This is a genomic window from Verrucomicrobiia bacterium (assembly GCA_019634625.1).
In the GTDB taxonomy this organism is placed as follows: Bacteria; Verrucomicrobiota; Verrucomicrobiia; order Limisphaerales; family CAIMTB01; genus CAIMTB01.
This window is the reverse complement of the sequence record JAHCBA010000038.1, coordinates 1-12,463: the sequence shown is the minus strand read 5'-3', so window position 1 is coordinate 12,463 and position 12,463 is coordinate 1. Positions and strand designations below refer to the sequence as shown.

Sequence of the window (12,463 nt, the reverse complement as noted above, 5' to 3'; positions counted from 1 at the left end):
GAGGACATATTAACGTATCCGGATGCGACGATACGAAAGTTGAACGACGCGTCAAACGCGATTTTGAGTTGCCGTTCATGGGACCCACCCTGAAGAGCCTGCGGGCGCTCGCCGATCCGACCCGATTGCGCATCCTGGCGGTGCTGTCGCGGGCCGAGCTGTCGGTGCACGAATTGCAGGAGATCACCACGCTGGTGCAGTCGCGGATTTCGACGCATCTGGCGCAGCTCCAGGAGGCGGGGCTGGTGCAATCGCGCCGGGAAGGGAAGCGGGCGTTTTACCGACTGGCGCGGCATGAGGGCACGCCGCTGCGGGTGCAGGTGGAGCTGGCGTTGCAGGGGGCGGGGGAGTTGCGGGAGCACGGGGCGGACCTGATCAATCTGCGGCGGGTGCTGGCATTGCGGGAGGACCAGGCGCGGTTGTTTTTCAACCAGGTGGCGGGACGGTTCGACCGGAGCTACGGACCGGGGCGGTCGTGGCAGGCGTTCGGGCAGATGCTGCTTCGGTTGCTGCCGCCGCTGACGGTGGCGGATCTGGGGGCGGGGGAGGGGTTGTTGAGCGAACTGCTGGCGTTGCGGTGCCGGCGGGTGATTGCGGTGGACAACTCGGAGCGGATCATTGCGTTTGGGGCGGCGAAGGCGCAGCAGGCGGGGATCCGGAATCTGGAGTTTCGGTTGGGGGATCTGGAGGATCCGCCGATCCCGGAGGCGAGTGTGGACCTGGTGGTCCTGAGTCAGGCGTTGCATCACGCCGGGGATCCGCAGCGGGCGTTGCGGTCGGCGCACCGGATTCTGCGGCCGCGGGGTCAGGCGATGATACTCGACCTGCGGCAGCACGGGTTCGAGCAGGCGCACGAACTGTATGGGGACCGCTGGCTGGGGTTTGCGGAGAGCGATCTGAACCGATGGCTGGAGGAGGCGGGGTTCACGGGGGTGGAGGTTTCGGTGGTGGCGCGGGAGGAGGAGGCGCCGCATTTCGAGACGCTGCTGGCTTCAGGGGTCAAGGGGCCTTGATGGCGGGGCTTCAACCGGGCTGGAGGGAAGGCGGGGCGGGACGGCGCCAGCGGGCGGGCCAGTCGTCGGATTCGAGGCGGGCGGAGCGCAGGTAGGCGTCGAGGGCGGCGCGAATGAGCGGGTGCCGGTCGCCGACGTCGGTACGTTCGGCAGGGTCGGTGTGGAGATCGAAGACGCGGACCGGGGCGTCCGGGTGGTCGGAGCGGATGCCTTTCCAGCGGCCCTGGTGAAGGGCGGCCTGGGTGAAGCCGCCTTCGTGGAACTCCCAGTAGAGGAATTCGTGGCGTCGTTGCTGTTCCGGTCGGCCGAGCAGGGTGGGGACGAAGCTGATCGAGTCGAGTCCATCCGGGACGGGGGCGCCTGCGAGTTCGGCGGCGGTGGCGAACCAGTCGCCGAAGTAGGCGACGTGGTCGCTGACGGTGCCGGGGTGGATGCGGCCGGGCCACCAGGCGAGGGTGGGAACGCGGATGCCGCCATCGGTGAGGCTGCGTTTGAGGCCGGAGAAGGGGCCTGACGGGCGGAAGCGTTCGGGATTGTGGCGGCTTTCGTTGTGGGGGCCGTTGTCGCTGGTGAAGAGGACGAGGGTATTGCGGTCGAGGCCGAGGAGGCGGAGGTGATCGAGGAGGCGGCCGACGTAGGAATCGAGGCGGGTAATCATGGCGGCGTGGCCGCGGTCCTGGGGGGACCAGTCTTCGAGGGCGTAGGGACCGTAGTCGGGCACGTGGGCGCCGTCTCCGAGTTCCCGGGTGCGCTCGTTGTTGGCGTGGGGCGTGATGAGACTCCAGTAGAGGAAGAACGGGCGGTTGGGGTGGAGGGCGACGAACTTGAGGGCTTCGTCGGCGAACAGGTCATCGGCGAAGAGGACGGCCTCCGTGGCGTAGCCGGCGCCGTCGCCTCCGACGGGGGTGACGACATTGGGCAGGGCGATCCGCTGCTCGTCACGCCAGAGGAAGTCGGGGAAGTGATTATGGGCGTGGCGCTGGTTGAGGTAGCCGAAGAAGGTCTCGAAGCCTTGTTTGCCGGGCAGTCCGGAATCGGCGGCTCCGACATCGCCGAGGCCCCATTTGCCGATCAGGGCGGTGGCGTAACCGGCCTGGCGCAGGGCGGCGGCGACGGTGACATCTTCGGCGCGGAGGGCCTGGGCCTCGGGGTTGTCGCGTCCCGCGTTGCCGCGGACGCGGGTTCGCCCGTGGTGCTGGCCGGTCATGAGCACGGAGCGGGACGGCGCGCAGACGGTGGCTCCCGCGTAGAACTGGGTGAAGCGGATCCCTTCGGCGGCCATGCGGTCGAGCCGGGGGGTGCGGATGAGTTCCTGTCCGTAGCAGCCGAGTTCCCCGTACCCGAGGTCGTCGGCCATGATCCAGATCAGGTTGGGGCGTTCGGCGGCGTGGGCAAGGCCGCCGAGGCCGAGGCATGCGAGGAGTGGGAGGAGGGATTTCACGATGGGAGTGGGGGCGGTGCGATGCAGGCTAACGCAGGGGATGGCGGGCTCAAGGATGGGTGTGGACTTCGGCGTTTCGTCGGGGGGACGGATCTGGTTGGGTCGGCGGCGTGAGCGACCATGGCGACCCCTTTCTGCCCGGGCGGGACGATCTCTTCCAGGTTCGCACCCGGGCGTCGGGTCCGGGAGGGACGTTGCCGCTGACTCCGGAACTTCTGCGGGAACGGCCCAGCGGGGATCTGTTCGGGTGGAGTCAGGATGCGGGCATGGGCTGGGATCCGCGGGAACTGGGGAGGAAGGAGTTTCTGATTCTGAGCACCCAGGGCGGGCTGCGGGGGGAGGATGGGCGGCCCATTGCGCTGGGGTTCCACACGGGCCACTGGGAGATCGGACTGCAGGTGCGGGCGGCGGCCGAGGAACTTCGGCGGGGCGGGGCGATCCCGTTCGCCGCGGCGTGCTCGGATCCCTGTGACGGGCGCACGCAGGGGACGGTGGGGATGTTCGACAGTCTGGCCTATCGCAACGACGCGGCCCAGGTGTTCCGAAGGCTGATCCGTTCGTTGCCCACGCGGTCGGGGGTGATCGGCGTGGCGACCTGCGACAAGGGGTTGCCGGCAATGACGATGGCGCTGGCGGCGATGCGGGAACTCCCGGTGGTGCTGGTTCCCGGTGGGGTGACATTGCCGCCGGAGCAGGGAGAGGATGCGGGCACCATCCAGACCATCGGTGCGCGGTTTGTCCATGGGGCGCTCACGTTGGAAGAGGCGTCCGACCTGGGATGCCGCGCGTGCGCATCGCCCGGGGGCGGGTGTCAGTTTCTCGGGACGGCCGCCACGGCGCAGGTGGTGGCGGAGGGGTTGGGTCTCGCGCCGGCCCACAGTGCGCTGGCGCCTTCCGGGGAACCGGTATGGTATGACCTTGCGACGCGGGCCGCCCGTCTGGTGGTGGCGCTGGAACGGCGCGGGTTGCGGGGACGCGACATTCTCACCGAGGGTGGGTTGCGCAATGCGATGGCGTTGCATGCGGCGTTTGGGGGATCCACGAATCTGCTCCTGCACCTGCCGGCGATCGCCCACGCGGCGGGATTGCCGCGTCCCACCGTTGGGGACTGGATCGCGATCAACCGACGGGTTCCCCGACTGGTCAGCGTTCTTCCCAACGGGCCCGTTCACCATCCGACCGTCCGGGTCTTCCTCGCGGGCGGGGTTCCGGAGGTGATGCTGCATCTACGGCGGCTCGGCTGCGTGGACACGGGTGTCCTGACCGTCGAGGGCGTCACGTGGGATTGCGTGCTCGACGCATGGGAACGCAGCGAGCGTCGGCGTCGGTTCCGGGATCGATTGGCGGAGGCGGATGGGGTGGATCCCGATGATGTCATTCTGCCGCCCGAGCGGGCACGGGCCGCGGGGCTGGTGAGCACGCTGTTGTTTCCGCGGGGCAATCTGGCGCCGGACGGGTCGGTGGTGAAAGCCACCGCCATCGACCCGTCGTTGTTTGATGGGCAGGGTCGTTACCTTCTGGAAGGGCCGGCCCGGGTCTTCACCTCGGAACGGAGCGCCATTCGCGCCATCAAGGAGGGATTGCTGCGGCCCGGCGAGGTGCTGGCGCTGATCGGTTGCGGCCCGATCGGAACGGGGATGGAGGAGACTTACCAACTGACCAGCGCCCTCAAGCACCTTCCCATCGGGCGCCGGATTGCGTTGATCACCGACGCGCGATTTTCGGGTGTCAGCACCGGGGCCTGCCTCGGCCATATCGGGCCGGAAGCCCTGGCCGGCGGCCCGATCGGGAAATTGCGCGACGGCGACATCGTCCGGGTGGAACTGGACACCGCGTCGATGGACGGGCGGGTGGATCTGGTCGGGTCGGGTTCGGAACGGTGGGGCGCGGAGCGGGGGGCGGTGGAACTGGAAAGCCGGTCGCCTCATCCCGAGCTGGCTCCGCACCCGCTCCTGCCGGACGACACACGGCTTTGGGCGGCGCTGCAGGCGGTCAGCGGCGGGACCTGGGGCGGGTGCGTTTTCGATACCGAGGCGATTCTCGCGCGGCTGGGTTGACCCGGGGGACGGTGGGTCGGCGAGGGGAAGGCTACGCGGGGTGGACAGTGGGATGGGCGGCGAAGACGTCCACGCGGGCGGGAGGCACGTTGATCCAGACCTTGCTCGAGGACTGCCGGATGAAACCCGCCGGCACCTCCCTGCGGGTCACGGCGTAGGTGAACTGGGTCCATTGGCCTCCCGTCGCCAGCAGGGCGGCGATCTCGGCGCGAATGGCCTCGCCCACCGGGGGCGGCAGGCTTCGGAAAGGGAGGCTCGAGACGACGGCGAAACGGTGGGCGCGGGGGGCGGCCTTCTGGACGAGTCGCCGCAGGGACGCGGCATCCCCGCAGACCACGCGCACCTGGGGGAAACGACGCCGGAGGTGGACGGCGAGGGCTTCGGATCGCTCGATCGCCAGCAGTCGTTGGGCCGGAGCGCCCCGCGCCAGGAGGGCTTGCGTGACCACGCCCGTCCCGGCCCCCAGTTCGAGAATCCACGTCCGTTCGTCCCAGATCGTCATGGCGGCCATGCGTCGGGCCAGCACCGGGGAACTGGGCATCACGGATCCGATCGATCGCGGGTCCGACCAGCCCTCGCGCAGGAACAGCCACCAATCCCGGAAGAAGCGCCACCATCCGGGGCCTCCCAAGGGGCGGCTGGTCGGAGCGCGGAGGTAGGCGAGGGAATTCACGGGCGGCGGATCGCGTCGGCGACGGCCCGGTGATAATCGAGGGTCGGACCCGAAACAATCCCGATCCCCGCACCGATGGGCATCCTGGGACGCCTCGCGCACGGCAACGATCGATTGGGAAGGCCATGGCGGACCGCATGGGGCAGGCCCCCTCCGCCGAGGCGTGTGGTTCTGGGGCCCGGCGCCCACCTGGCGCGGTCGATCGCGGTGTTCGACCCATGCGGCAGACGCGTGGTCACCCTGGATCAGGGTTCGAGGGGATTGCGCCACTTCAGGCCCGGGAAGCGCACGAAATCGCTGTCGGTGGTGCAAAGCACGTAGCCGCGTTCCATCGCCAGGGTTGCCAGGTGGGCGTCGGTGGTCAGGTTGCCGGCGGTGCCGAGCTGGGACAGGTGGGCACTCAGACGTTCGAAATGGCCCTGGGCGGGCAGCGCCAGATGCACATGCGGCAGGGTGAGCCACTCGCGGACCCGCGAACAGGCCCCGGCCGGGGTCATCGGTCGGAGGAGGATGCCGCGGTGGGTGCAGATTCGGATGAAACCCAGGAGGGTGACCCAAGCCAGACCGATCCCCACCGTTCCCGCGAGAGCATCGTCCCACCACTGCCGTGCGCCCTCGTGGCGGGGAGACTCCAGGTTGTGGGCGTGGATGAGCAGGTTGATGTCGGGAAGAATCATCGCGCCCGGCGTTGGCGGGCGGCAAAGTCTTCCGCCTCCAGTTCGTCCACGAGCTGGTTCAGCTTGTCGAGGTCGATCCCCGCCTTGAAGCCGAAGGCATGAGGCCGGGTGACCACGCGCGGCGCGACGGCGTCGTCGTGCTCCGGGGCAAGACCACGACGCAAAGCGGCATTGACCAACTCTTTGAAGGAAAGCCCCTTGCGATCGGCTTCGCGCCGGAGAATGGCGGCGACATCATCGTCGAGGGTCAAGGTGGTACGCATGTCGGGAAAGCTGATGCCAGGTTAATTGATGTCAAGACATCAACCATCGTCACGCCGGGTGAAACGTCGCCAGACAACGGGCGGGCCGGGCATTGGGTCCGATGCCTCCCCGAGTTTCGGGTGAGGAGGCGGCGAGCTTGCCCCCGGGGGGTGGCCGGGGTTTGCTCGCGGGGTGCATCCCTTGTTGAGCCTCGTGGCGGTGTCGGGTCTGGCATTGTCCTGGATCGGGTCCCTTTCCGCGCATGGCGAGGCGGCGTCGCCGAACCGGCCCGAGGCGGAGGCGTGGCGGGCTGCGGGGCGTATGGTGGATCTGCATCAGCACGTCACGTCCACGCCCGAGCACCTGGAGCGTGCGGTACGGATTCTGGACCGGGTGGGTGTGGGAGTGGCGGCGAACCTGTCGGGTGGGACGGTGACGCCGCGGGATGGGGGGGCGTCGGCGTTCGAGCGGAACAAGGCCCTGGCCGACCGGCTGGCTCCCGGGCGGTTCGTGCTGTACTTCCAGCTCGATTACACGGGATGGGACGAGGCGGATTTCGGGGAACGGGGGGCGCGGCAGGTGGAGGAGGCGCACCGGTTGGGGGCGGCGGGGCTGAAGGAGTTCAAGCGGCTGGGGTTGTATTTGAGGGATGGGAAGGGGGAATTGATCCGGATTGACGATCCGAAGCTGGACCCGGTGTGGCGGCGTTGCGGGGAGCTGGGGATGCCGGTGAGCATTCACGTGGCGGACCCGAAGGCCTTCTGGGATCCGTTCAACGAGACCAACGAGCGGTGGAAGGAGTTGAGGGATCACCGGCCGTGGTGGTTCGGGGATGCGGCGGTGTATCCGCCACGGGAGGCGTTGCTGGAGGCTTTGGACCGGGTGATTGCGAGGCATCCGGGGACGACATTTGTGTGCGTGCATTTCGCCAACAACGCGGAGGATCTGGACTGGGTGGAGCGGAAGCTGGATGCGCGACCCAACATGCTCGCGGACCTGGCGGCGCGGATCCCCGAGATCGGGCGCCATCCGCCGGAGCGGGTGCACCGGCTGTTTCGGAAGCACGCGGACCGGATCGTGTTCGCGACGGACTTCCAGGTGCACAACAAGCTGATCCTGGGGAGCAGCGGGGACGACGAGCGTCCGACGGATGACGATGCGGTGGATTTTTTCGGGAAGCACTGGCGCTGGCTGGAGACGTGGGACCGGGACTTCGCGCACATGACGCCGATCCAGGGGGACTGGACGATCAGCGGGATCGGGTTGCCGCCGGAGGTGCTGCGGAAGGTGTACTTCGACAATGCGCGGCGCCTGCTGGCGCGGTTTCTGCCTGAGCCGGTCCTGCGGGCGCGGCGGCTTCGGGGGGGAGCGGGCGGGGACGGGAAACCGACGGACGCGGCGTGGGAGCAGGCCCGCGCGGTATGGATGGATCAGAACTCGCTGGATGCGGGAGCCCGTGCGGAGCTGTCCACGGAGGTGCGGGCCCTGTGGACATCGGAGGACCTGTATCTGCGGTTCGAGTCGCCGTACACGCGCCTGACCGTGTTTGAGCCGGCGGAGCCGGGGATCGAACGGATCGGGTTGTGGGAGCGGGACGTGGTGGAGGCCTTCATTGGCACGGACGCGTCGGAACCGCGGCGCTACACGGAGTTTCAGGTGGCGCCGAACGGGATGAAGCTGGATCTGCGGTTGAACCTGCCGGAACGGGATTTTGCATGGAGCAGCGGGTTTGAGACGGAAGTGCGGGTGGATGAGGCGGGGAAGCGGTGGACCGCGGTGATGAGGATTCCGCTGCGGTCGCTGGCGGAGCGGTTGCCGGAGGGGGGGACGCGCTGGCGGATCAACCTGTACCGGTGCGATTACGCGAACGACGGATTTCTGGCGTGGCGTCCGACACTGGCGCGGACGTTTCACGTGCCGGAGCGGTTCGGGATTCTTGAGTTCGAGGATTAGAGCCTGTCTGAAAACCCCTCGTCGCAGGGCCCCTTCCGGTTTGCAGACAGGCTCTTAGGAGAGGCAGGGCAGCGCACGGCGGATCTGGGCGGCGAGGTCGTCGGAGGCGAATGGCTTGTGGAGGTAACCGGCGAGGCCGTCCTGGGCGAAGCGGCCCTGGATTTCGTCCGCGGTGTAACCGCTCATGAGGATGACCGGGGGCGGGTCGGGGAGCTGGCGGAGTTCACGGAGGGTCTGGGCTCCGTCCATGCCGGGCATGGTGAGGTCGAGCAGGACGAGGTGAATGGGGTCGGGGTGATGACGCAGCAGGTTGAGGGCGGCCTGGCCTTCGGGGGCATCGAGGACGCGGCAACGCATGCGTCGCAACTGGAGGGCGATGAGTTCCCGGATGAAGGGTTCGTCATCGACGACCAGGATGGTTGGCGGGGAGGGCGGAGGGTGGTTGGGGGAAGGGGCTTGGGGTGCGGGGGAGACCTGGGGGACGGTGGGAGTGGCGGAGGGGAGGGCGGGGAAGAGGAGACGGAAGGTGCTGCCGACACCGGGCTGGCTGGTGACGCAGAGGGCGCCGGAATGGCTTCGGACCATCCCCTGGACGGCGGCGAGGCCGAGGCCGCGTCCGGTGAACTTGGTGGTGAAGAACGGATCGAAGATGCGGGCGAGGGTGCTGGAATCCATGCCGCAGCCGTTGTCCGTGACTTCGAGGCAGAGGAATTCGCCGGAGGGGGATGGGGGAGGGGGTTGGGAGAGGTTGGTGAAGTCAGGGGGTGTGGCCAGGCGGGTGGTCCAGCGAATGAGGCCTGGCTGGGAGCCGAGGGCCTCGATGGCATTGAGCGCGAGGTTCATGAGGACCTGGCGAAGCTGGGAGATGTCGGCGCGAAGTGCGGGGAGGGCGTGGGCGAGGTCCAGGTGGAAGCGGATGGATTTAGGGGTGGAGGGGGTGACGAGGGAGACGGTTTCGCGGACGGCGGTATTGAGGTCGGCATCGAGGACCACGATGCGGCCGCGACCGGCGTAGGCGAGCATCTGGCTGCAGAGGGAGGCGGCGTGTTGGGTCGCGGTGCGGGCGCGGTCCACGAGGGCGAGGACGGGCGGGGAGGTCGTTTCGGTGCGGATGAGATCGAGGCTGCCGAGGATGACGGTCAGGAGGTTGTTGAAGTCGTGGGCGATGCCGCCGGCGAGGACGCCGAGGCTTTCGAGGCGCTGGGCTTCGTCCATGCGCCGTTCCAGGGTGCGCCGTTCCTCCTCGATCTGCCGGCGGCGGGTCACATTGCGGATGAGGGTCAGCAGGTGGGGGGGGCCGTCGCTTTGGGGCAGGGCGAGGTGACTGAGGCTGACCCAGAGGCGGCGACCTTCGGGGAGGGAGATCTCGCATTCGTCGGCGGGGGCGGCGGTGGGTTGGGCGAGCAGGCGGGCATAGGCCTGAGCGGCTGCGCCGGGTTCCGGGGCCGGGTGGAGGACGGAGTACCAGGGTTTGCCGGCGAGTTGGGATTCATCGAGGCCGATGGCGGCGGCAGCGGCGTGATTGACGGAGAGGATGTGGCCGGTGGCGTCGGTGATGGCCATGCCATCGCGGGAGTTCTGCCAGATGGAGGCGAGCTGGTGCCGGGTATCCTGGAGGGCGAGTTCGAGCTTGGCCTGATGACGGGCGTCGAGGGAGCGCAGGCCTTCGATCCGTTCGAGGTCGCGGAGGCGGGCGTAGAGCATGACCACCGCCAGGGTTGCGGAAGAGAAGAGGGCGAAGCCGAAGTGAGCCCAGAGTTCGCGGTCGGAATGGATGAGGGCGGCCGCGATCCAGGCGGCGGCACTGAGTGAGGCGATGATGAAGAACCAGGGCCGGTTGAGCAGGACCATGGCGGTCCCGATGAGGACGACGATGAGGTTGGTGGTGTCGTGGGGCTGGCCGGTCAGGCCGAGGTGAACCGAGCTGTTGAACCAGAGGATCAGGGCGGTCAGTCCGCCCAGAGGGGTGATCCACTGGTGCGCCAGCGGTCGGCGGCGTGACAGGGTTGCGGCGAGGGCGAAGGCGAGCGAGGTGGCCGTGGCGAGGAGTGCGAGGTATCTCCGGATGGGCTCGGGAAGGAACCAGAGGTGGGCGGCCGTAAAGGCGGCATAGACGACGGCCAGGACGATCCAGAGGGTGGGCAGGCAGGCACCCAGGCTGTCTTCGGCGGCGCGGCGAACCCGATCGCGGAGGAGTGCTTGCGGATGGGAATGGCCTGGATGATCCGCGCCGGAGGCGGCGGAGCGAGGCGCGGACCCGATGACATCGGCGGGCATGGCGTAGTCGGGCTTCGGCAGGCGAAGCGCTTCCGGCCACGGGCGAGAGATGCTTCCAACCGGACCGACCTTCCTGCGGTCTAGCGGTCCGGCTGGAAAAGCTCAATCCCGATATCGTCTGCCCTTCGGATCGCGGTGCATCCCGGAGTTGTGGGTGAGAAGGCGGCGAATCGGAGGGACGAGCTCTGCGAGTCCTCAACCCAACGCTCCATGCCGTTGCGGCCTCGTGGAACTCGGCCCTCCGAAGCGCGGCCTGGCGGAGTTCGCGCCTCCACCCACAACTCCCGGATGCACCGTTCGAACCGGGGAGGGGCAAGAGAAAGGCGGGCTGACCTTTCGGCCAGCCCGCCTCGCGGACCGTCAATGATCGACCGACCCTAGTACTGGTTGGTCGATTCGAGTTCCATGACCTCGCGGAGCTGGTCGCTTACCAGGCGCACCTCGAAGAGGGCGTTCTCGACCGCGGTGGCGCGGACGACGACCTTCCACTCGACCTGCTGTTTGGGTCCGAGGATGGCGACGTTGCCCATTTCGACCCCGCCGGGGACGAGGTTGACCGGGGTCGATCCGGTGCCGGAGACCGCTTCCTGGGAATCGGGATCCGTGCGGCCGACGATGCGGACGTTGGTGATCGGCGAGTTGCCCTGGTTGAGGACGCGGATGGAGTAGGTGGTGGTCGAGCCGACGAGGATCGGATCGGGATCATCCACCACTTCGAGGAGGATACCCGGGACGCCGACGACCTCGGTGCGGCAGGTGGTGCTGACAGGATCGGCGCAAACGCCCTGGGCGTTGGCGGCGAAGTTGAGGGTGGTGCCGGGGTCGGAGACCAGGGTGACGCAGACGCGCTTGGTGGCGCCGGCGGCCAGGGTTCCGAGGTTCCAGGTCACGTTGGCGCCGGAGGCGGCACCGCCGTCGGTGGCGCTGACGACGCGAGCGCCGCCCAGGGCGAGCGACACGACGGTATTGGCGGACGGGGCGTCACCGGTGTTGCGGACGGTGAGGCAGACGTCGAAGTTGCGGCCGAAGATGGCGCGGTCAGGCGCCTCGCAGGCGATGGTGAGGACCGGCTTCACGACGCGGACGGAGGCCTGGGCTTCCGCCTCGACATTCTGGGCGCTGGTGACCTTGGCCGGGTTGGTGAAGTTGCCGGTGCGCGAAGCGCGGGCATTGAAGGTGAACTCTCGGGACTGGCCGGGGGCGAGCGTGCCGGCATCGAACGAGACGTTGGACTGGCCGGCGTCGGTGGTCAGGCCCGAGGGCAGGCTGTCGGTCACGCGCACGCCGGTGAGGGTGCTGCTGCCGGAGTTGCGGACCACGAGGCGAACCGGGATGGGATCGCACTGGAGGACTTCGGCCGGCATCGTCTTGGCGAGTTCGATGGCGGGCTTCACGACGCGGATTTCCTCGCAGAGGATCGGGCTGTAGGTGGCCCAGCCGCAGGTGCGGATGGTGGTTTCGGTGGAGGCGGAACCGGTCACCTTGATGGTCTTGGTCTCGCGGGGCCCGAGCTGGCCGATGCGCCAGGTGGCAATGCCGCCGGCGACGGAATCGGCGCGCGGGGAGGAGTCACTGGCCTGGAAATTGTCCGTCACCTGGTCCATGACCGTCACTTCGGCCAGGGGGAAATCGGTCAGGTTGATGACCTTGTACTCGTAGCTGAAGGGCTGGCCGAGCATGACTTCGGCGGGGACCACCTTTTCGAGGAGCAGGCCGCTGGTTTCGCGCACGCCGGTGGGAAAGGCCATGGAGCCGCGGATGTAGCGGATGCCGCCCTCCTCGAAGGTGCTGTGGGACGGACCGAAGCCGCCAGCCGGCCGGACAGCGGGCGGCGGTGCGGGCCGGGCTGGCTCCGCCGTTGCGGCCGGACGCGGCGCTGGTGCGGGTGTCGTGGAGGTGTGGGCCCGGGTGGAGGGAGACTTGGCGGTGGTCGTGGAACAGCATCCGGTAATGACCAGAGCTGCCGTGAGCATCGCCATTAGGGACAGTGGCTTGAGATGCGCTTGCATAGGTTGCTGGGTAAGGTTCGATCTACGAATGAACAGCCCTGAAACGAGGGCCCGAGACCGTTAACTCGGAGGGCACTATGTCCGCGCGGGGCCGGGTGTCAAGCCGTTGGGATGGCTCAA

At 68.3% G+C, this 12,463-nt stretch carries 9 protein-coding genes; 3 read left to right on the top strand and 6 right to left on the bottom strand.

Features of this window, described 5'->3' with window-relative positions:
* Nucleotides 1-77 precede the first annotated feature (77 nt).
* Nucleotides 78-1,013 (top strand): metalloregulator ArsR/SmtB family transcription factor, encoded by a 936-nt coding sequence (locus KF833_18825; GenBank protein MBX3747369.1) that lies wholly within the window; start codon nucleotides 78-80, stop codon nucleotides 1,011-1,013.
* A 10-nt stretch (nucleotides 1,014-1,023) separates the two neighbouring features.
* Here the strand turns inward: KF833_18825 and KF833_18820 are convergent, their stop codons facing one another.
* Complete coding sequence (locus KF833_18820; GenBank protein MBX3747368.1) at nucleotides 1,024-2,370, bottom strand: arylsulfatase; 1,347 nt, start codon at nucleotides 2,368-2,370, stop codon at nucleotides 1,024-1,026.
* A gap of 218 nt (nucleotides 2,371-2,588) precedes the next feature.
* On the opposite strand from KF833_18820, the gene KF833_18815 reads away from it, so the two are divergent.
* Nucleotides 2,589-4,511, top strand: a complete 1,923-nt coding sequence (locus KF833_18815) for a YjhG/YagF family D-xylonate dehydratase (protein ID MBX3747367.1) — start codon at nucleotides 2,589-2,591, stop codon at nucleotides 4,509-4,511.
* 31 nt (nucleotides 4,512-4,542) lie between these two features.
* Here KF833_18815 and KF833_18810 read toward each other — a convergent pair whose 3' ends face one another.
* The 3 genes from KF833_18810 to KF833_18800 all read right to left on the bottom strand — a co-directional run bounded on the left by KF833_18810 (nucleotide 4,543) and on the right by KF833_18800 (nucleotide 6,112).
* Nucleotides 4,543-5,052, bottom strand: a complete 510-nt coding sequence (locus KF833_18810; GenBank protein MBX3747366.1) for a methyltransferase domain-containing protein — start codon at nucleotides 5,050-5,052, stop codon at nucleotides 4,543-4,545.
* Between the two features lie 377 nt (nucleotides 5,053-5,429).
* On the bottom strand, nucleotides 5,430-5,861 hold the full coding sequence (locus tag KF833_18805) for a PIN domain-containing protein (protein MBX3747365.1): 432 nt from the start codon (nucleotides 5,859-5,861) through the stop codon (nucleotides 5,430-5,432).
* Nucleotides 5,858-6,112: a DUF2191 domain-containing protein gene (locus KF833_18800; GenBank protein MBX3747364.1), complete on the bottom strand. Its 255-nt coding sequence runs from the start codon at nucleotides 6,110-6,112 to the stop codon at nucleotides 5,858-5,860. The genes KF833_18805 and KF833_18800 overlap by 4 nt, the downstream gene beginning before the upstream one ends.
* A gap of 184 nt (nucleotides 6,113-6,296) precedes the next feature.
* Between KF833_18800 and KF833_18795 the strand changes: the two genes are divergently transcribed.
* On the top strand, nucleotides 6,297-8,057 hold the full coding sequence (locus KF833_18795; protein MBX3747363.1) for an amidohydrolase family protein: 1,761 nt from the start codon (nucleotides 6,297-6,299) through the stop codon (nucleotides 8,055-8,057).
* A 54-nt stretch (nucleotides 8,058-8,111) separates the two neighbouring features.
* Here the strand turns inward: KF833_18795 and KF833_18790 are convergent, their stop codons facing one another.
* The gene (locus KF833_18790) at nucleotides 8,112-10,334 is read right to left on the bottom strand and encodes a response regulator (protein ID MBX3747362.1); all 2,223 of its coding nucleotides are present in this window, start codon (nucleotides 10,332-10,334) and stop codon (nucleotides 8,112-8,114) included.
* A gap of 377 nt (nucleotides 10,335-10,711) precedes the next feature.
* Entirely contained in the window at nucleotides 10,712-12,313 is a 1,602-nt protein-coding gene (locus KF833_18785; protein ID MBX3747361.1) for a DUF11 domain-containing protein, read from the bottom strand.
* Nucleotides 12,314-12,463 lie beyond the last annotated feature (150 nt).